This is a genomic window from Actinoplanes sp. NPDC026623, assembly GCF_040638275.1.
Lineage (GTDB): Bacteria > Actinomycetota > Actinomycetes > Mycobacteriales > Micromonosporaceae > Actinoplanes.
The window spans coordinates 1-17,991 of sequence record NZ_JBEZXZ010000184.1; the positions used below are offsets into that span (position 1 = coordinate 1).

Consider the following 17,991-nt stretch of genomic DNA (forward strand, 5'->3'; position numbering starts at 1 on the left):
AGCGCGGCCACCCCGATGTTGCGGGCGGTCGCGACGAAGTCGCCGCCGAAGCGGGCGGCCAGGCCGGAGATGTTGATGATCCGCCCCCAGCCCTGGGCGATCATGTCCGGCACGACGGCACGCGCGGTGCGCAGATATCCCACGACCTTGACGTTGACCGCGTCGGTGAACTGCCGGTCGGTGGTCTGCGACGGGCTCACCGGGCCGCCCGGGCCGCCGCCGGGAACGGCGGCGTTGTTGACCAGGATGTCGATGCCGCCGAGCCGGTCGCGCACGGTCCGCACGGCCGCGCGGACGGACTCGTCGTCGCCGGTGTCGACCTGGACGGTGACCACCGTCCCCGGGTGCCCCAGCCCGGAAAGCTCGGCGGCGGCTTTGGCCAGCCGTTCGCCGTCCCGCGCGGCGATGGCCACGTGGGCACCCTCGGCGAGCAGTGCCCGCGCGATCCGTAGTCCGATACCGCGGCTGCCCCCGGTCACCAGGGCCCGCTTGCCGGCGAGTTGCAGATCCATCGACGCCTCCCTCGATCGGGAAGCACCATATCTCCTACAGGTTACATAGGCTACTGGGGTGGCTCAGCGCTTGCCGACGGACGTCGGTCGCACGACGAAGATGACCCGGTCCGGCGCGTCCTTCGGCGCCGCCGTGCCGAACGGCGCCCGGTAACGCTCGGCGAGTTCGACGAAGAAGGCGCCGGTGGGGTCCGGATCGATGCGCTCGACGGTCCCGCGCACCTCGATGTAGCGATACGGGTCGTCGGGGTCGACGATCGAGATCGACACGGCCGGGTTCGCCGTGATGTTGCGGAACTTGCGCCGGAAATTCGTGTGGGTGAACCGGATGAACTCGCCGTCCCAGGCGAACCACATCGGGTTGACCTGCGGGCTGCCGTCCTCGCGAACGGTCGCGAGGTTCGCCAGCAGTGGGCGTTCCAGCAGGTCGCGGGCATCGTCCGGGATGATCTCGGCCGCCGTCGTCATGTCATCTCCAGGTGAATGGTCGGTATTTCGAAAGCTGAGTGGCCGGGCCTCAATACGAGTGCGCGGACTGCCAATGCGACCAGGCGCCGCAGGGTGTCTGGTACTTGCCCCGCACGTAGCCGAGGCCCCACTTGATCTGGGTCGCCGGATTGGTCTTCCAGTCGTCCGCGACCGAGGCCATCTTGCTGCCCGGGAAGGCCTGCGGGATGCCGTAGGCGCCGCTCGGGTTGGCGGCCCGGTGGTTCCAGCCGCTCTCCTTGTTGAACAGGTTGTTCAGGCAGGGGAACTCGGCGATGCCGAAGCCCGCCTCGAGCATCAGCGCGCATCCGGTGGCCCGGTTCCCGGTGTACTCCTTGCAGGATTTCGGGATCGGCCCGTTGTACGGGACCGTCGCGCCGGACGCCTTCGCCTTGTCCGCGGCCTTCTTGTCCTTCCACGCCCGCTCCAGGGCGTGCGCCCGGGCGGCCGCGGTCTTCGCCTCGGCGGCGGCCCGGCCGGCGGCGTCGTCCTCCGCCCGGCGCTGCCACGCCCGCGCGGCGACGTGGGCGTTCTGCCGCGCCTTCAGCAACTGCATGTCGTCGGCCTCGGTCAGCACCCGGACCTGCCCGCCCGGCGTCTCCCGCGTGTCCTGCCCGAGGTAGATCCCGCCGGCCGCGCCCGCGACGAGCAGGCCGACGGACGCGGCACGAACTCCGACCCGGCACCAGAGCCGACTCACGAGGCATTCCCTTCGCCGGGGGCAACTAGCGGTTGCACCGCACCGGGGGATCGTAGCGGCGCGCCGCGGATCATGGCCGGCGACATCCTCGGCGAGCCACACATGATTCACACCACCGCGCGGAAGACGAAGAATTCACACCGGCCCGGGCCTGCGACGGTGGTCTATGCTCGCGCAGGTGATCGCTACGCCGTCGCCGAACGGAATCGGTTCGGCCTCATGCCGGGAATTCTCCGCATGAGCACGCACCTCGTCACCGTCGGGCCGCTCACTGCAGAGGATCGTCCGGCCTGGGAGGAGTTGTTCCGCGGATACAACGCCTTCTACGAGCGGGTCCTGCCGGAACCGGACATGATCCGGGCGTGGCGGGAAATTCGGAAGGACATCGTCCTGCACGGGCTCGCGGCGAGAATCGACGGGCAGGTCGTCGGCATCGCGCATTACCTGACCCATGCCAGCACGACGTCCGCCGACGTCTGCTACCTGCAGGACCTTTACACAGCCCCGTCGGCACGCGGTAAGGGCGTCGCCCGTCAACTCATCAAGACGGTCGAACAATGGGCGGTGACCCACGGCTGCGATCGGCTGTACTGGCACACCAAGCAGGACAACCACGTCGCCCGGCGCCTCTACGACAAGGTCGCCGAGAACCGTGGCTTCATCCACTACGTGATCCCCTTGCCCTGACCCCACGGGGCGGGTCGCCGTCGTAGACGACGCAGACCGTCGTCAGGTGCGTGGTGTCCTGCACGCACTTGTCGAAGTTCCACGGGTCGCCCGCCACCACTCCGGTCTGGCACGAGGTGTTCGCCTTCGAGCACCAGTCGAAGTAGCTGCCGTCGGCCCGGCTCGCCGACGTGAAGGCGAACAGGGTGGTGCCGATGGCGGCGGCGACCACCGCGGCACGGGCCAATGCCTTGCGTCCTGGAACGGACCTGGTTATCCACTTCGCTATGAACATGGTGCTCCTGCTCCCGCGTTCGATCGATATCGGACCGCCTCAAGACCTACCGGCCCGGGAGTTGTCCGGCACGACGCCGGAGCACTGAACAATCAATACTGATCAAGCTGAAACGTGGCAGGTGTGTTGAACCGAAAAGCCGGCCGCACACACGCCGATCCTCTGGACGCTGAACCGGTCCGAGCGGCTGAGGTTCGTCGAGTTGCAGCGCCGCATCACCACCATCACGCCGAAGGTCCTCACCCAGCGGCTGCGGCAGATGGAGCGGGACCGGCGCCGTACCTCGTGCCTCGAGGGCCGGCCCGATGCCGCAGGGTGCGCCCCCTGCGGCATCGGCCGGTTGCTTCAGCTGACGGTGAGCGCGGTGTCGTCGATGACGAACGACGTCTTCTGCGAGGAGTCCTCGACCCCGGTGAACTTGAGGGTCACGGTCTGCCCGGCGAAGGCGGCCAGGTTGTACGAGCGCAGCGTGTACGCGCCCGCGTTGAGATTGGAGAACACCTGCAGCGTGGTGGTGCCGACCTGCACGGTCAGCTTGTCGTACTGGCTGGTGGTGGTCGTCTCCGCAGTGCTGATCTTCAGGTAGAACGACAGCGTGTAGGCGCTGCAACCGGCGGGAACGGTCACCGACTGGGACAGGGTGTCGGTGTGTGCCGAACCGTAGCCGTCGAGCCACGCGTCGCGGGTGCCGGTCCGCGGCGATCCCTCGCCGGTGTTCGCGCCGATGACCCCGGACGAGGCGGTCCACGGCGTCGTCGCGGTTTCGAAGCCCGGATTTCCGAGCTTCTGGCCGGCTCCGGTGCACCCGCCGCCGGTCCCGTTGACGGTCAGCGTGTAGGAGGCGCTGTGGCTGGCGGAGCCCGCCCCCGTCACCGTGATGGTGTATGAGCCGGGCGCGGCGGCCGCGGTGGTCGCGACGGTCATCGTCGACGATCCGCCGGAGGTGACCGACGCCGGGCTGAAGCTCACCGAGACGCCGGCGGGAGCACCGGAACTCGTCAGCGCGACGGTCTGCGCGCTGCCCGAGGTGGTGGCGGTGTTCACTGTGGACGTGGTCGAGGAGCCCGGGTTCACCGCGCCCGCGCTCGGGCTCAGCGACACCGAGAAGTCATTCGCCGTCGAGGTGGCGGTGGTGAGGGTCCAGAGGGCGTACTCCTCGGCGTTGGCCCAGCGGCCCAGGGAGGTGCCGTTGATGTTCGACGGGTAGGAGTCGCAGGCCTTGTGGTAGCAGGAGTCGTACGCCTTCCCGGCGGTGCCGCCCCACTTGGTCACCTGGGCGCTGGTCTTCGTGTAGCTGGCCCCGGTGGAGTTGATCGACGCCGGGATGCCGGCGTCGCGGAACGAGCCGTCGTCGCTGCAGCACTCGGTCGACGTCTCGGTGGGCACGCTGATCGAGGTGAAGTACTCACGCAGCTTCACCGCGACCGCGTCGGTGCCGCTCACGAAGTAGCCGCCGTTGGTGGAGGCGACCATGTCGAAGGTGCCGTACGCCTTGATCGCGGCCTTCTGGGCCGAGGTCAGCGAGTTGACGTAGAACTTGGAGCCGATCAGCCCCTGCTCCTCGCCGGCCCACCAGCCGAACCGGAGGTGGTTGGTCATGGTCGGGTTGTTCGCGGCCAGCTGCAGCGCGGCCTCGAGCAGCGAGGCCGTGCCGGAGCCGTCGTCGTTGATGCCCGGCCCGGCCGACACGCCGTCGGAGTGTGCCCCGAACATGTAGGTGTTGCTGGTGTTGCCGCCCGGCCAGTCGGCGATGACGTTCTTCGCGGAGCCGCTGCACGTGGTGCAGGTCTGCACGGTGACGGTGAAGCCGGCCGCCTGCAGCTTCTGCTGCAGATACGTCGTCGTCGCGGTGTGGCCCGCCGTTCCGGTGGCCCGGTTTCCGCCGTTGCTGGTGGCGAAGTTCTGCAGCTGTTGCAGGTGGGCGTTGACGTTGTTGACATCGACAACGGGCGGAGCGGCCAACAGGGAAGGGCTGAAAGCCGGCGAGGCCGCCGCCGGCTGCGCGCTCAGCGCAAGCGTCGCCGCGGCGAAAACAGCTAGGGCAGGTCCTGCCGTCACCGTTCTGAGTCTCATGTGGGAGCTCCTATGGTCGAGGCCGAATCACGGCTGGCCGTAGGAGAACAGGAAGGTGCCACCAGGCACAAGATATCGAAACACCTATATTTTTATAGGCGGGTCGCGGTGCGCACCAGGTCGGCGAGCGGGCGGGAGCGGCTCTGCGGCGGCCACGCGATGACGGTGGTCACCGGCGGCGCGTCCGCGACCGGCACGGCGGCGAGGTCGGAGCTCAGGTGCACCCGGCACGACTCCGGCAGGACCGCGGTGGCCCGGCCGAGCGCGATCAGCTGAAGCAACTGGGTGTGGTCGCGCACCTCCGGGCCGGGCCCGTCGGGGTAGCCGCCGTCCGGGCCAGGCCAGCGCGGCATCGGCAGGCCGGGCAGCGCGACCACCTCGGCCATCCGCAGCTCGGCGCGGGTGCTGAACGGGTGCCCGGCCGGCAGGAGCGCGACCTGGCTCTCGGTACGCAGGTCCTCGGTGTCGAGTCCCGTCGTCGAGTCGTACGGCCGGTGCAGCAGCGCCACGTCGGCCCGGCCGTCACGCAGCAGCCGTTCCTGCTGGGCGATGCCGCACAGCATCACCTCGACGTCGACGGCGCCGGGCTCCGCGGCGTACGCGTCGAGCAGTTTGGTCAGCAGCTCGCTGGACGCGCCGGCCTTGGCGGCCAGGACCAGGCCCGGCCGGCCGGTCCCGGCGCGGCGGGTGCGGCGACCGGCGGCGTCCACCGCGTCGAGCGCGGCCCGGCCCTCGCGCAGCAGCACCGATCCGGCCTCGGTCAGCGCGACCGAGCGGCTCGTACGCTCCAGCAGCGTCACCCCGAGCCGCCGTTCGAGCCGCTGGATCGCCCGCGACAGCGGCGGCTGGGCGATGCCGAGCCGGTCCGCCGCCCGTCCGAAGTGCAGCTCCTCGGCGACGGCGACGAAATAGCGCAGCTCCCGAGTCTCCATGCCGCGACGATACCCGCCGGGTATCGCCGCCCACCCAGACGGTGTTGGAGGCCGCCGCCCGGTCCGGTCAGGATCTCCTCATGAGCGAACGGACAATCGCGCTGGTCACCGGCGCGAACAAGGGAATCGGGTACGAGATCGCGGCGGGCCTGGGCGCGCTCGGCTGGAGCGTCGGGGTCGGCGCCCGCGACGGTCAGCGCCGGGAGACGGCCGTGGAGAAGCTGCGCGCGGGCGGCGCGGACGCGTTCGGCGTGCCGCTCGACGTCACCGACGACGCGAGCGTGGCGGCCGCGGCGCGGCTGCTGGAGGGGCGCGGCGGGCTGGACGTCCTGGTCAACAACGCGGGCGTGACCGGTGGCATGCCGCAGGATCCGATCGGTGCCGACCTGGACGCCGTGCGGCGGGCGGTGGAGACCAACGTGATCGGCGTCATCCGGGTCACCAACGCGATGCTGCCGCTGCTGCGCCGCTCGGCCGCGCCCCGGATCGTGAACATGTCCAGCACCGTCGGCTCGCTGGCCCGGCAGACCGACCCGGCCGGCGAGACCGGGCCGATCTCGGTGGCCTACTCACCGTCGAAGACGTTCCTCAACGCCGTCACGGTCCAGTACGCCAAGCAGCTGGCCGACACGAACATCCTGATCAACCTGGGCTGCCCGGGCTTCACCGCGACCGACCTCAACAACTTCCGGGGCGTGCGCACGCCGCAGCAGGGCGCGGCGATCGCGATCCGGCTCGCCACCCTGCCCGGCGACGGCCCGACCGGCGGCTTCTTCGACGACGCGGGCCCGATCCCCTGGTGAGATCAGCGGTAGCCGACGCCGGTCAGCTCCTCGGCCGCCGCCCAGAGGCGCCTGCCGACGGCCGGATCGGCGGCCTCCCGGCCGAGCCGGGCCTCGACGACCCGGCCCCGCGTCTCCCACAGCCGGGCCGGGCCGAAGAACTGGCCGCCGCGCACGCCGGGCTCGGTGGCGGCGCGAAGCTGCGGCAGCGCGCCCTGCTCCACCGGCTGGGTGACCAGCAGGCCGGCCGACGCGATCAGCCGGCCGAGCCGGCCGCGGTCCTCCCAGGCACGCGGTGTCAGGTTGGTACGGGTGAGACCGGGGTGGGCCAGCGCGCTGACGATCGGCGAGCCGGCCGCGCGCAGGCGCCGATCGAGTTCGATTCCGAAGATCGTGGTGGCGAGCTTGGACCGGCCGTACGCGGAAGCCGCCCGGTAGCCGCGCTCGAACATCAGGTCGTCGAAGTCCAGGTGCGCGTTGCGGTGGGTGATCGAGCTGAGGCTGACCACCCGGGCCTCCGGTACCGCGGCCAGGTTGCCGAGCAGCAGGCCGGTCAGCGCGAAGTGCCCCAACATGTTCGTGCCGAACTGCAGCTCGAAGCCGTCGGCCGAGATGCGGCGCGGGCCGAGCAGGGCCACGCCGGCGTTGTTGACCAGCAGGTCGATCGCCGGGTGGTCGGCGGCCAGCTTCGCGGCGAAGCCGCGTACCGAATCGAGGGAGGCCAGGTCGAGCTCGCGCACCTCGACGTCGCCGCCGATCCGGCGGGCGGCCCGCCCGCCGGCGGCGGTGTCGCGCACCGCGAGCACGACGCGGGCGCCGTGGCGGGCCAGCTCGGTCGCGGTGACCAGGCCGAGGCCCGAGTTCGCACCGGTCACGACGGCGATCCGGCCGTGCTGGCCGGGGATGCGGTCAGCGGTCCATTCGGTCATCTGCTGCTCCTGGAGGTGTGTCGGTGTGCCAGAGCGACGACGTTAGGAGCGACGCGGGCCGGTTCGGTCGTTCCCGCTTGCCCGGGTCCGCGGGACCTACCCTGGGACCCCGGCCGCGCGGCACACTTGCGGCATGACCCATCCGTACGCGCGTGAGCTCGGCGACTTCCTGCGCGCCCGGCGCAGCAGGCTGAGCCCGCGGGACGTCGGCCTGGAGCCGGGCGGCCGGCGCAAGGTCACCGGGCTGCGCCGCGAGGAGCTCGCCCTGCTGGCCGGGCTGAGCACCGACTACTACCAGCGGATGGAGCAGGGCCGGGAGGTACGCCCGTCCGACGACGTCCTGGACGCGATCGCCGGCGCGCTCGGCCTCGACGACGAGGAACGCCGGCACCTGTTCAATCTGGCCCGCGCCGCCCGCCGGCCGGTGCCCGCCCGGGTGCACCACCTGCCGGAGCGGGTGCCGGAGGGCACCCGGCGGCTGCTGCGGGTGCTGGACACCCCGGCGGTCGTGCTCGGTCGGCACCTGGACCTGCTCGCCGGCAATCCGATGGCGCGGGCGCTGCTCGGCGACCCGGGTGCCCACCAGCCCGAGCGGCTCAACATGCTCCTGCTGTTGTTCGACGACACGCTGACCGGCGAACGGAGCTGCCCGGACTGGGAGCGGCAGGCCCTGGACTACATCGGCATGATGCGCGCCGCCGTCGCCACCGACCCTGCCCATCCCCGCGCCACCGCAATCGTCGGCGAGCTGAGCATCCGCAGCGCCGAATTCCGGCGGCTGTGGGCCCGGCACGACGTGCGCGAGTCGGTGAGCGGCACCAAGACCTTCCGGGTGCCCGAGGTCGGCGACATCGTCCTGGATTGGGACACGTATCCGCTGCCCGGCAACCCCGGCCCGGTCCTGCTGGTCTTCACCGCCGAGCCCGGCAGCGCCGACGCGGACCGGCTGCGGCTCCTGGCGAGGAGGCGGGCCGTCACCGCTGTCCCCGGCCGTACCGGGTGAGGACGGCGGCGCCGGACCGCTGCGACGACAGGGTCTCCAGGTGCAGGGGCTTGGCGGCCGCCGGGAACAGCCGCCGTCCGGCGCCGAGCACGGTGGGGAAGGTCAGCAGCCGGTACTCGTCGATGAGGTCCGCGGCCGCCAGCGTGTCCACGATGCTCAGGCTGCCCGCGACGACGACGTCGCGCCGCTGCCGCCGGACCGCGTCGGCGAGGTCGCCGTCGACGAGCGACGAGTTGGCCCACGCCGAGACGTCGCAGCCTTCCCGCGAGGCGACCAGCTTGGGCACGGCGTTCATCCGCGCCGAGAACGGGTCGTCGCGGGCCGGCCAGAGCCGGGAGAACAGCTGCCAGGTGGCGCGGCCCAGCAGCAGCACGCCGTCGTCCAGCGTGGCGCCGAGCTGGAACTTGTCCCCGGCGACGGTCTCGGGGCCGTGCCGGAACATCCAGCCGCCCGCCGGTGTGCCCCCTGAGCCGTCCGGATCCGAGACGATCCCGTCCAGGGTGATGAACTGAATGACGATGACGCTCACGATGAGGTCCCTTCGCGCGATGGTCACCGGTACATACCGGCGGCACCGGCCGAACTCATCGCCTCCCGCGCAACTCCTCGGCGGGGATCCCCGCGGGCAGGCCGAACGCCGCGAACTCGGCCGGGTCGGCGAACACGACGTTGTGCGCGACCAGGCCGCCGGTGACGGTGAGGACCTGCAGGGAGTGCAGCCGGTGCCCGCCGCCGGGCTCCGGGGCGTAGGCGGCGAGCGCCGGCTGCCGGTTCGCGGTGAGCCGCGTCATCGCCCAGCCGGGACCGTGGTCTCGAGCTGGGCCGCGACCTCGGCGGCGCTGAACTGCAACACCTCGCGGAGCAGGAGCACGGCCCGCTGCCGCGCCGGCAGCGTCTGCATCGCCGCCACCAGCGCCAGCCGCAGGTCCGTCCGCGAGTCGACATCGAACCGTGCGTCCGGAAACGGCTGCAGCCAGGCGATGTCCGGCGCCGGCGCGAGCGGCGCACCGGGATCGCGGCTCGGCGCGCCCAGGCCCGAGGGCAGCGGCCGGCGGCGGCCACCGTCGAGGGCGGTCAGGCACGCGTTGGTGGCGATGCGGTACAGCCAGGTCCGCACCGACGCGCGGGCGGGGTCGTAGCGGTCGCGTGCCTTCCAGGCCCGCAGCATCGTCTCCTGGACCAGGTCCTCCGCCTCGTGGAACGAGCCCAGCATCCGGTAGCAGTAGGCGATCAGCTCACCGCGATAGGACTCGAACTCCACGCTCACATCCTGGCCTACGATGGCGAACCCGTCATCGGCGCGCGATTGGCGGGCCGTCACCGTCCATACCTTGGAGCGGCCGCGGGGCGCGCGGCGTGTCAGTACAGGCGCCGGCGATGGCGGCCCGGGGTGGTGCCGAGGACCGTGGTGAAGACGGCGATGAAACTGCTGGGGTTCGCCCACCCGCAGGCGTGGGCGACCCGGGTGGTGTCGTGGCCCTCGGCGAGCAGGACGAGCGCGTGACAGATGCGCAACTGGGTGCGCCACTCGTAGAAGGTCATGCCGAGCTCGTCGTGGAAGAGGCGGCTGAGTGTGCGGGCGCCGGCCCCGGCCCGCCGGCCGAGCGCGGCAAGCGTGCTGGTGTCGGCGGGGTTGTCGGCCAGGATGCGGGCGACGGCACGCAGCCGGTCGTCGCGCGGTTCGGGCAGGTGCAGGGGCTGCTCGGGCGCCTGGCGTAGCTCGTCGGCCAGGACCCGGTGCAGGCGGGTCCGGGCGCCGCGGTCGAAATGCCGGGTGCCGGTGAGGGCGAGGATGACCTCGCGGGCGAGGCCCGAGGCGCCGAACACCGCGGGGCGGGCGGGGGCGAGCCGCGCAAGGGAGGCCGGCAGGAAGACGATGCGCATGTCGGTGTCGCCGTGCGCGCGGTGGTGGTGTGTGGACCCGGCCGGTATCCAGGCGATCCGGTTGCCCGGGACGATCCAGGTGCCGCGCTCGGTGTGCACGGACAGGACGCCGCTGACCGCGTAGACCAGGTGTCCGCGGGGGTGGGAATGCGCCTCGCTGGTGGCGCCCGCCGGCCAGAGGTGCACCCCGCCCGATGGCCAGATCCGGGATTGGCGGGCTAGCGGCATAGCTTGGCATTTTATCGGTGGGCCGCCGTGCGGCGCTCGGCCGACAGTTCATGGCATGGGAACGAAGACGATGCGGGCGGCGGTCTGTGTGCGGGCCGGCGGCCCCGAGGTCCTGGAGATCCGCGAACTGCCGCCTGGTGCGGGTGATGGCGGCGGGCCTCAACCGTTCGGAGTTGCGTACCCGTCAGGGGCATTCGCCGGGCGTGCGGTTTCCGCGGGTGCTGGGCATCGAATGTGCCGGCGTCGTGGCGGGCTCGACCGATCCGGCGCTGCCGGAGGGCACGACCGTCGCGGCGGTGATGGGCGAGATGGGCCGGGCGTTCGACGGCGGCCACGCCGAGTACGCGCTGCTGCCCAACGCGCTGCTCATGCCGGTGGACACCACGCTGCCCTGGCGGACGCTGGCGGCGCTGCCGGAGACCTACCTGACCGCGCAGGGCGCCCTCGACGCGCTGGGTATCCGCCCGGGCGGGCGGTTGCTGATCCGTGGCGGCACCTCGTCGGTGGGCATGGCCGCCGCGTCGATCGCGCGCGGCCACGGCGTCGAGGTCGCGGCCACCACCCGGCGCCCGGAGAAGGCCGGCGCCCTGCGCGCGGCCGGCGTCGGCCATGTCGTCCTCGATGAGGGTGGCCCGCTGCGCCTGCCGTGGTCCGAGGGGCCGGGTCACGTGCTGGATCTCGTCGGGGCGGACACCGTCGTCGACTCGCTGCGCCTGGCCGGCCGGGGCGGGACCGTCTGCGTGGCGGGCTCTCTGAGCGGATGGCTCGTCCGGGACTTCGAGCCGATCGCGATGATCCCGTCCGGTGCCCGGCTCACCGCCTTCCACAGCGACGACGCCAAGGGCGACACAGACGCGCTCCAGCGGGTCGTCCGCAACGTCGAGGCCGGCGTCTACCGGCCCAACGTGGACCGGGTCTTCGACCTCGACGACATCGCCGCGGCCCACCGGTACATGGAGGCCGACCGGGCCACCGGCAAGGTTGTCCTGTGCATCGGCCCCGATCACCGGGTGCGCAGGGCCGCCTTGCGCACCTTGCCGGATCCGGTGCGCGGCAGGTCGGTGACCACCTCGAAGTAGGCGGGGATCTTGTACCTGGCCAGGCGCCCGGCCAGGTAGGCGCGGAGTTCGTCCGGGCGGGCCACCCGGCCGGGCGCCGGCACCACGAAGGCCCGGCCGACCTCTCCCCAACGGTCGTCCGGCACGCCGATCACCGCCGCCTCGGCGATCGACGGGTGCTCGAACAGCGCCGCCTCGACCTCGGCGGGATAGACGTTCTCGCCGCCGGAGATGTACATGTCCTTGAGCCGGTCGAGCAGGCGGTAGTGCCCGGCCTCATCGACGGCCGCGATGTCGCCCGAGCGGAACCAGCCGTCCGGGGTGAAGGCGTCCGCGGTGGCCGACGGGTCGTTCCAGTAGCCGGGCGTCACGTTCGGGCCCCGGATGACGACCTCGCCGGGCTCGCCGGGAGCGGCGTCGGTCAGGTCGGGGCGCACGCAGCGGACGTCGGTGAAGAAGACCGGCAGGCCGGCCGACCCGACGTGCCCGGCGCTCTCCGGCGCCTCGAGGAAGGTCGCTCCGGGAGCGGTCTCGGTCATGCCGTAGCCCTGGCAGAAGCGCAGGCCGCGCCCCAGATAGGAGTGGATGAGCGCGGCCGGCACCGGCGCTCCGCCGGCCATCAGGTTGCGCACCGACGAGAGATCGGCGCCGGCCCAGCGCGGCGAGGCCGCCAGCCCGGCGAACATGGCGGGCACGCCGAACATCCAGGTGACGCCGTGCTCGGCGATCAGGTCGAAGCACCGCTCGACGTCCCAGGCCGGCATGATCACGCTGCGGCCGCCCTTGAGGACGGTGGGCAGCAGGCACTGGTTGAGCGCGGCGACGTGGAACAGCGGCGCGCCGATCAGGGTGACCTCGTCGCCGCCGACGTCCACGCCGACGAGCAGGTTGTAGCAGTTCCAGATGACGTTGGCGTGGGTGAGCACGGCGCCCTTGGGCCGGCCGGTTGTGCCCGAGGTGTAGAGGATGAAGGCCGGGTCGTCCGCGGCGACCTCGGCGTCGACCTCCCGCTCCGGACCCTCGGCGAGCCACGCGTCATAGCCGGCCAGGTCGACCGTGGTGGGCGCGGCGGCCGCGGCGCACTCCGGCGACCGGATCAGCACGGCGGCGCCGCAGTGGTCGAGCAGGTAGCCGACCTCGGGGGCGGTGAGCCGGAAGTTCAGCGGGACGAAGACGCCGCCGAGCAGGTGGGTCGCGAACATCGTCTCGACGAAGGCCGGATGATTCGGCCCCAGGTAGGCGACCCGGTCGCCGCGGCCGACCCCGGCCGTACGCAGGCGCGCGGCGAGCCGGGTCACCCGCCGGTGCAGTTCGGCGTACGTGGTCAGGCGTTCGCCGAAGACCAGGGCGACCCGGTGCGGTGAGATGGCCGCCCGCCGGGCCGGCCATCCGCCGAGTCCCGCGTTCACGGCTCAGGCGTAGTGCCGGTAGATGGGCCGGGCGACGCAGGCCGGCTTGGCCGAGCCGTCGATCTCGACGGTGAAGTCGAGCGTCGTCTGCACGCCGTTGCCGGGCACGTCGGCGGTCTCCACGACGACGGCCGCCAGGCGGATCTTGGAGCCGACCCGGACCGGCGCCGGGAACCGCACCTTCTCCAGGCCGTAGTTGACGCCCATCTTGACGCCCCGGACGTCGAGCAACTCGCCGAAGAGCGGGATGACCAGCGACAGGGTGAGGTAGCCGTGCGCGATGGTGCCGCCGAACGGGCCCGCCGCGGCGCGCTCCTGGTCGACGTGGATCCACTGATGGTCGCCGGTGGCGCCGGCGAAGGCGTCGACCCGCATCTGGGTGATCTCGAGCCAGCCGCTGTGCCCGAGGTCGCGACCGGCCAGCGCCTTCAGTTCCTCGAGGCCGTTGACGGTGATCATGTGTGGTCCCCTTCGTTGTCGAGGCCGAGGAGCCGGGCCGCGTTGTGCTTGAGGATGCGCGGGCGGACCTCGGGCCTGATGTCGATGGTGGCGAAGTCGGCGAGCCAGCGGTCCGGCGTCAGGACCGGGTAGTCGGAGCCGAACAGCACCTTGTCCTTGAGCAGGGTGTTGGCGTAGCGGATCAGCTGCGGCGGGAAGTATTTCGGCGACCATCCGGACAGGTCTATGTATACGTGTTCCTTGTGGACGGCGACAGCGAGCGCCTCGTCCTGCCACGGGAACGACGGATGGGCCAGGATGATGCGCAGGCCGGGGAAGTCGGCGGCCACGTCGTCGACCAGCAGCGGGTTCGAGTACTTCAGCCGGATGCCGCCCCCGCCGCGGACTCCGGCGCCGATCCCGGTCTGTCCGGTGTGGAACAGCGCCGGGACGCCCAGCTCCTCGATCGCCTCGTAGAGCGGGTAGGCGAGCCGGTCGTCCGGTGCGAAGCCCTGCAGGCCGGGATGGAACTTGAAGCCCCGGACGCCGTGCCCGGTGACCAGCCGGTGCGCCTCCCGGACGCCGGCCCGGCCGCGGTGCGGGTCGATGCTGGCGAACGGGATGAGCACGTCCGGGTGGGCCGCGCAGCCCTCGGCGACCTCCTCGTTGCCGATGCGCGGATGGCCGGTGAGGTATTCGGCGTCGACGGTGAAGACGACCGCGGCCATCCGCCGCTCGCGGTAGTGCGCGGCCGTCTCGTCGATCGTCGGCGCCCGGTGCCCGTGCGCCTTGAAGTACGCCGCGGAGGCGTCCAGCAGCTCGTCGCTGAGCGACCGGTGCCCGTCCCGGCCCACCTCGGCATGGGTGTGCACGTCGATCGCGGTGAGCCCGGCGACGTCCACGTCACGCCCCCGGTGCCTGCGGAGCCGGGATGCCGTACGTCTCGGGCCGGGCGCCGACGCCGTCGTGCCACTGCCCGGCGATCGCCTCGGCGCTCCAGCCGCCGTCGGCGAAGGCCACCGCCTTCTCCCGCGGATGCGCCCACAGCGCCAGCCGGTCTCCCCCGATGCCGATGGCCTGACCGGTGACGTCGCCGCCCGCGTCGGAGGCGAGGAAGAGGATCAGGCCGGTGACGTCGTCGACCGTGCCGAGCCCCTCGTCGCGCCGCAGCCAGGCCGGCAGCGGCGAGCCGGTCCGCTCGGCCTCGTCGATGACCGGCGCCAGCGCCGGGATCGTCCTGGTCATGTCGGTCGCGGCGACCGGCACGACGGCGTTGACGGTGATGCCGGAGCGGGCCAGCTCCAGGGCCCAGGTGCGGGCCATCGCGGCGATGCCGGCCTTGGCCGCCGCGTAGTTGGTCTGGCCGAAGTTGCCGCGCTGCCCGGCCGGCGACGAGATCAGGATCAGCCGGCCGCCCTCGCCCTGCGCGCGCATCCGGGTGACGGCGGCCCGCGCGCAGGTGAACGTGCCGCGCAGGTGCACGTCGATCACCGCGTCGAAGTCGTCGTCGGTCATCTTCCACAGCACCCGGTCGCGCAGGATGCCGGCGTTGGTGACGAGCACGTCGAGGCGGCCGAATTCGCGTACGGCGGTGTCGGCCAGCAGGTCGGCGGTCGCCGCCGGGCCGACCGCCGCGGTGACGCCGGTCGCACGGCCGCCGGCCGCCGCGATCTCGGCGACCGCCGCGTCCACGGCCGTCTTGTCCACGTCGTTGACCACCACCGCCGCGCCGGACGCCGCGAGCGCCCGGGCGTACGCCAGGCCGAGTCCACGACCGCTGCCGGTGACGACGGCGACCTTGCCGCTGAGATCCATCGGTTTGCCCTCCTCAGTTGTCGCGGAGCTTCAGAAGCGGTGGCCGGAGCCGCCCGCGCACGGCGGGGACGATGCCCCGGGGCAGGTAGCGGACGACCGCGATGAGCAGCAGCGCGTACACGGCGTAGGACAGCACGCCCGGCGCGTAGCTCGGCATGCCCGGCCGGGTGCCCAGCTCGTTCAGGAGCTGGACCAGCACGGTGATCACCGTGGCGCCGACCACCGGGCCGGCGATCGTGCCGAGCCCGCCGACGACCGCCATCACCAGGAACTCGATCGACAGCAGCAGCGGGAACGAGCCCGGCGCGAGGTAGCCGAGATAGAACGCGTAGACGCCGCCGGCCAGGCCGGCGAAGGCCGCGGAGAGCGCGAAGACCGCGAGACGGTACGCGCCGACGCTCACGCCACCGGCGGCGGCCGCGACCTCGCTGGTCGCCGCCGCCCGCAGCCCCCGCCCGGCGCGCGAGGCGACGACGTTGCGGCTGACCACCAGCACCACGGCGAGCACGACCCAGACCACGTATGCGTAGCCGAGGTCGGAACCCAGCTCGGTGCCGCCGATCGACAACCGCGGGATGCCCTGCAGCCCGATCGCGCCGCCGGCCCAGGTGCCCTGCCCCAGCAGGGACACCAGGATCAGCTGGACGGCCAGCGTGGCGAAGGCCAGGTGGTGGCCGCGCAGCCGCAGCAGCGGTGCGCCGAGGAGCACCGCGGTCAGCGCCGCCACGACCGGTGCGGCCAGCAGGCCGGCCAGTGGCGGCACGCCGTGCACGGCGGTCAGCCCGGCGGTGTACGCCCCGATGGCGTAGAACGCCGCCTGGCCGAGGGACACCTGCCCCGCGTACCCCATCAGCAGCGAGACGCCGGCCGTGACCGTCGCGGCCAGCCCGAGCAGGATGAAGACGGAGAGCTGCCGCTGCGGCAGCAGCGGCGGCAACGCCAGGGTGACCGCGGCGGCGGCGATCACCGGCCAGGACCTCATGACGTCGCCTCCCGCAGCGTTCCGGCGCGGGCGGCCTGCACGATCATCACGGCGAGCATCAGCAGCAGGGCGACCTCGAGCTGAAAGGCGCCGCCGCCGTAGCCGGCGATGAGGGTCTGCGCGACGCCGAGCAGCAGGCCGCCGGCGAGGGTGACCGCCGGGCGGGTCAGCCCGCCGAGGATCGCGGCGGCGAAGCCGTTCACCAGCAGCGTCACGTCGCTGTCGAAGGTGACCTGCTGCACCGGCGTGGTGAGCACGCCGGCCAGGCCGCCCAGCAGGCCGCCGACCGCGAACGCGAGCAGCCCCATCCGGCGCACGTCGATGCCGACCACCCGGGCCGCGTAGGGGTTCTGGGCGCAGGCGGTGAGCGCCTTGCCCAGGTCGGTGCGGGCGAAGAACAGCGCCATCGCGGCGAACAGCGGCCCGGCGACGGCGAGGATCAGCAGGTAGTGCGCCTGCAGGCGGGTCGAGCCGACCGCGGCGACGCCCGGCAGCCCGGCGAAGGACCGCGGCTGGTCACCCCAGACGACGATCTCGATCGCGTACGCGAGGACGCCGAGCCCGAGCGTGACGACCAGCGCGCTGCCCGGGTCGGTGCCGGGGCGGCCGATCGCCACGACGCCCGCGACCAGGCCGGCCGCGGCGCCGAGGAGCACGCCGGACAGCTCGGCCACGCCGTGCGGCCACCCGGCGCTCAGCAGCGTCGAGGTGAGCATCGCGGCGATCACCGCGAACGCGCCCTGCGCGAAGTTGACCACCCGGGTGACCCGGTAGATCACCACCAGGCCGCTGCCGACCAGCGCGAAGCCGGCGCCGATGGCCAGCCCGGTGAGCAGGTAGCCGATCAGGTCGCTCATCGCGGCTCGTCGACGGCGACGTGCCCGCCCAGATAGGCCGACGCCACCCGCGGGTCGGCGGCCAGGGTCCGCGCGTCGCCGTGCAGCGCGACCCGGCCGGCCTCCAGCACGTAGCCGCGGTCGCACAGGCGCAGGGCCAGGCGGGCGTTCTGCTCGATGAGCAGCACGGCCAGGCCGCGCTCGCGGTGCAGCGCGCGCAGGTGGCCGGCCAGGACCTCGACGACCTTCGGGGCCAGGCCGAGGCTGAGCTCGTCGACGACGAGCACGTCCGGGCGGCCCATCAGCGCCCGGCCGATCGCCACCATCTGCTGCTGGCCGCCGGAGAGCGTGCCGGCCGCGCGGCGGCGGAGCCCGGCCAGCTCCGGCATCAGCTCGTAGATCGCCCCGGTGTCGCGGCCCCGGCGGCCGTTGCGCCAGCCGCCCAGGCGCAGGTTGTCGTCGACGCTGAGCCCGGCGAAGACCTCCCGGCCCTCGGGCACCTGTGCCAGCCGGCCGCTCAACGTCACCCGGCCCTCGTCGGGGCGCAGCAGGCCGGACAGCGCCCGTACCAGGGTGGTCTTGCCGGCGCCGTTGGCACCGATCAGCGCGACCAGCTCGCCCGCGCCGACGCTCAGGTCGACGCCGTCGAGCGCGGTGGCGCCGGCGTAGCGCACGACCAGCCCGCTGGCCCGCACCACCGGGGTCACGCCGGACTCCCGGCGCCGAGGTAGGCGTCGACCACCCGCGGGTCGGCGCGGACCTCGGCCGGGCTGCCGCCGGCGATCACCCGGCCCAGGTCGAGCACGGTGATCCGGTCGGCCAGCCGCATCACGAACGCCACGTCGTGCTCGACCAGCAGCATGGTCAGCCCGCCCGCGCGCAGCTCGGTCAGCAGCACCGCGAGCCGCTCGCGCTCGGCGGCCCGCAGGCCCGAGGCCGGCTCGTCGAGCAGCAGCAGCCGGG

General features: G+C 72.7%; 22 protein-coding genes and 2 pseudogenes. 5 read left to right on the forward strand and 19 right to left on the reverse strand.

The genetic code is table 11. The annotated features are described in order from the left end of the window. From AB0F10_RS35670 to AB0F10_RS35680, 3 genes are all read right to left on the reverse strand, one after another. A partial coding sequence (locus AB0F10_RS35670; protein WP_360635592.1) for an SDR family NAD(P)-dependent oxidoreductase occupies positions 1-512 on the reverse strand: 512 nt, incomplete at its 3' end. Between the two features lie 63 nt (positions 513-575). Then, positions 576-980, reverse strand: a complete 405-nt coding sequence (locus tag AB0F10_RS35675; RefSeq protein WP_360635595.1) for a PPOX class F420-dependent oxidoreductase — start codon at positions 978-980, stop codon at positions 576-578. Between the two features lie 49 nt (positions 981-1,029). After that, entirely contained in the window at positions 1,030-1,698 is a 669-nt protein-coding gene (locus tag AB0F10_RS35680; protein ID WP_360635597.1) for a lytic transglycosylase domain-containing protein, read from the reverse strand. A gap of 72 nt (positions 1,699-1,770) precedes the next feature. On the opposite strand from AB0F10_RS35680, the gene AB0F10_RS35685 reads away from it, so the two are divergent. Next, positions 1,771-2,385, forward strand: a complete 615-nt coding sequence (locus tag AB0F10_RS35685; protein WP_360635600.1) for a GNAT family N-acetyltransferase — start codon at positions 1,771-1,773, stop codon at positions 2,383-2,385. Here the strand turns inward: AB0F10_RS35685 and AB0F10_RS35690 are convergent. After that, positions 2,357-2,659, reverse strand: a complete 303-nt coding sequence (locus AB0F10_RS35690; protein WP_360635603.1) for a hypothetical protein — start codon at positions 2,657-2,659, stop codon at positions 2,357-2,359. The two genes, AB0F10_RS35685 and AB0F10_RS35690, sit on opposite strands and share 29 nt — an antisense overlap. 169 nt (positions 2,660-2,828) lie before the next feature. Here AB0F10_RS35690 and AB0F10_RS35695 point away from each other — a divergent pair. After that, a pseudogene (locus AB0F10_RS35695) lies at positions 2,829-2,921 on the forward strand (winged helix-turn-helix transcriptional regulator); the annotation flags it as partial. 83 nt (positions 2,922-3,004) lie between these two features. Here AB0F10_RS35695 and AB0F10_RS35700 read toward each other — a convergent pair. Both AB0F10_RS35700 and AB0F10_RS35705 read right to left on the reverse strand, forming a co-directional pair. Further along, positions 3,005-4,732 carry a M20/M25/M40 family metallo-hydrolase gene (locus tag AB0F10_RS35700; protein WP_360635606.1) on the reverse strand — a complete coding sequence of 576 codons (1,728 nt, stop codon included), beginning with the start codon at positions 4,730-4,732 and terminating at the stop codon, positions 3,005-3,007. Between the two features lie 92 nt (positions 4,733-4,824). Further along, positions 4,825-5,664, reverse strand: coding sequence for a LysR family transcriptional regulator (locus tag AB0F10_RS35705; protein ID WP_360635609.1), 840 nt, complete (start codon positions 5,662-5,664; stop codon positions 4,825-4,827). A gap of 80 nt (positions 5,665-5,744) precedes the next feature. On the opposite strand from AB0F10_RS35705, the gene AB0F10_RS35710 reads away from it, so the two are divergent. Beyond that, positions 5,745-6,467, forward strand: a complete 723-nt coding sequence (locus AB0F10_RS35710) for an SDR family oxidoreductase (RefSeq protein WP_360635612.1) — start codon at positions 5,745-5,747, stop codon at positions 6,465-6,467. 2 nt (positions 6,468-6,469) lie between these two features. Here the strand turns inward: AB0F10_RS35710 and AB0F10_RS35715 are convergent, their stop codons facing one another. Beyond that, positions 6,470-7,375: an oxidoreductase gene (locus AB0F10_RS35715; protein ID WP_360635615.1), complete on the reverse strand. Its 906-nt coding sequence runs from the start codon at positions 7,373-7,375 to the stop codon at positions 6,470-6,472. Between the two features lie 133 nt (positions 7,376-7,508). On the opposite strand from AB0F10_RS35715, the gene AB0F10_RS35720 reads away from it, so the two are divergent. Next, a complete protein-coding gene (locus AB0F10_RS35720) occupies positions 7,509-8,378 on the forward strand; it encodes a helix-turn-helix transcriptional regulator (RefSeq protein WP_360635618.1) in 870 nt (289 codons plus the stop codon). Here AB0F10_RS35720 and AB0F10_RS35725 read toward each other — a convergent pair. The 4 genes from AB0F10_RS35725 to AB0F10_RS35740 form a co-directional block, all read right to left on the reverse strand. After that, positions 8,350-8,907, reverse strand: coding sequence for a dihydrofolate reductase family protein (locus AB0F10_RS35725; RefSeq protein ID WP_360635621.1), 558 nt, complete (start codon positions 8,905-8,907; stop codon positions 8,350-8,352). The genes AB0F10_RS35720 and AB0F10_RS35725 overlap by 29 nt on opposite strands. 55 nt (positions 8,908-8,962) lie before the next feature. After that, entirely contained in the window at positions 8,963-9,169 is a 207-nt protein-coding gene (locus AB0F10_RS35730; protein WP_360635624.1) for a hypothetical protein, read from the reverse strand. Beyond that, positions 9,166-9,639 (reverse strand): sigma-70 family RNA polymerase sigma factor, encoded by a 474-nt coding sequence (locus AB0F10_RS35735; protein WP_360635627.1) that lies wholly within the window; start codon positions 9,637-9,639, stop codon positions 9,166-9,168. Before AB0F10_RS35735 ends, AB0F10_RS35730 begins: the two co-directional genes overlap by 4 nt. 98 nt (positions 9,640-9,737) lie before the next feature. Then, positions 9,738-10,490, reverse strand: coding sequence for a helix-turn-helix transcriptional regulator (locus AB0F10_RS35740; RefSeq protein WP_360635630.1), 753 nt, complete (start codon positions 10,488-10,490; stop codon positions 9,738-9,740). Between the two features lie 173 nt (positions 10,491-10,663). On the opposite strand from AB0F10_RS35740, the gene AB0F10_RS35745 reads away from it, so the two are divergent. Beyond that, positions 10,664-11,569, forward strand: a complete 906-nt coding sequence (locus AB0F10_RS35745) for a zinc-binding dehydrogenase (protein WP_360635633.1) — start codon at positions 10,664-10,666, stop codon at positions 11,567-11,569. Here AB0F10_RS35745 and AB0F10_RS35750 read toward each other — a convergent pair. The 8 genes and pseudogenes from AB0F10_RS35750 to livG all read right to left on the reverse strand — a co-directional run. Continuing rightward, complete coding sequence (locus AB0F10_RS35750) at positions 11,494-12,957, reverse strand: long-chain fatty acid--CoA ligase (RefSeq protein ID WP_360635636.1); 1,464 nt, start codon at positions 12,955-12,957, stop codon at positions 11,494-11,496. The two genes, AB0F10_RS35745 and AB0F10_RS35750, sit on opposite strands and share 76 nt — an antisense overlap. Positions 12,958-12,960: 3 nt before the next feature. Further along, entirely contained in the window at positions 12,961-13,416 is a 456-nt protein-coding gene (locus AB0F10_RS35755) for a MaoC family dehydratase (protein WP_360635639.1), read from the reverse strand. After that, positions 13,413-14,297 carry an amidohydrolase family protein gene (locus tag AB0F10_RS35760; RefSeq protein ID WP_360635642.1) on the reverse strand — a complete coding sequence of 295 codons (885 nt, stop codon included), beginning with the start codon at positions 14,295-14,297 and terminating at the stop codon, positions 13,413-13,415. The genes AB0F10_RS35755 and AB0F10_RS35760 overlap by 4 nt, the downstream gene beginning before the upstream one ends. A 1-nt stretch (position 14,298) precedes the next feature. Further along, positions 14,299-15,210: an SDR family NAD(P)-dependent oxidoreductase gene (locus AB0F10_RS35765; RefSeq protein ID WP_360635645.1), complete on the reverse strand. Its 912-nt coding sequence runs from the start codon at positions 15,208-15,210 to the stop codon at positions 14,299-14,301. A gap of 13 nt (positions 15,211-15,223) precedes the next feature. Then, positions 15,224-16,192 (reverse strand): branched-chain amino acid ABC transporter permease, encoded by a 969-nt coding sequence (locus tag AB0F10_RS35770; RefSeq protein WP_360635648.1) that lies wholly within the window; start codon positions 16,190-16,192, stop codon positions 15,224-15,226. Then, positions 16,189-17,049 carry a branched-chain amino acid ABC transporter permease gene (locus AB0F10_RS35775; protein WP_360635651.1) on the reverse strand — a complete coding sequence of 287 codons (861 nt, stop codon included), beginning with the start codon at positions 17,047-17,049 and terminating at the stop codon, positions 16,189-16,191. Before AB0F10_RS35775 ends, AB0F10_RS35770 begins: the two co-directional genes overlap by 4 nt. Further along, a complete protein-coding gene (locus AB0F10_RS35780) occupies positions 17,046-17,735 on the reverse strand; it encodes an ABC transporter ATP-binding protein (protein ID WP_360635654.1) in 690 nt (229 codons plus the stop codon). Before AB0F10_RS35780 ends, AB0F10_RS35775 begins: the two co-directional genes overlap by 4 nt. Next, positions 17,732-17,991 (reverse strand): annotated as a pseudogene (gene livG / locus AB0F10_RS35785) (high-affinity branched-chain amino acid ABC transporter ATP-binding protein LivG); the annotation flags it as partial. The gene AB0F10_RS35780 and the pseudogene livG, both read right to left, overlap by 4 nt.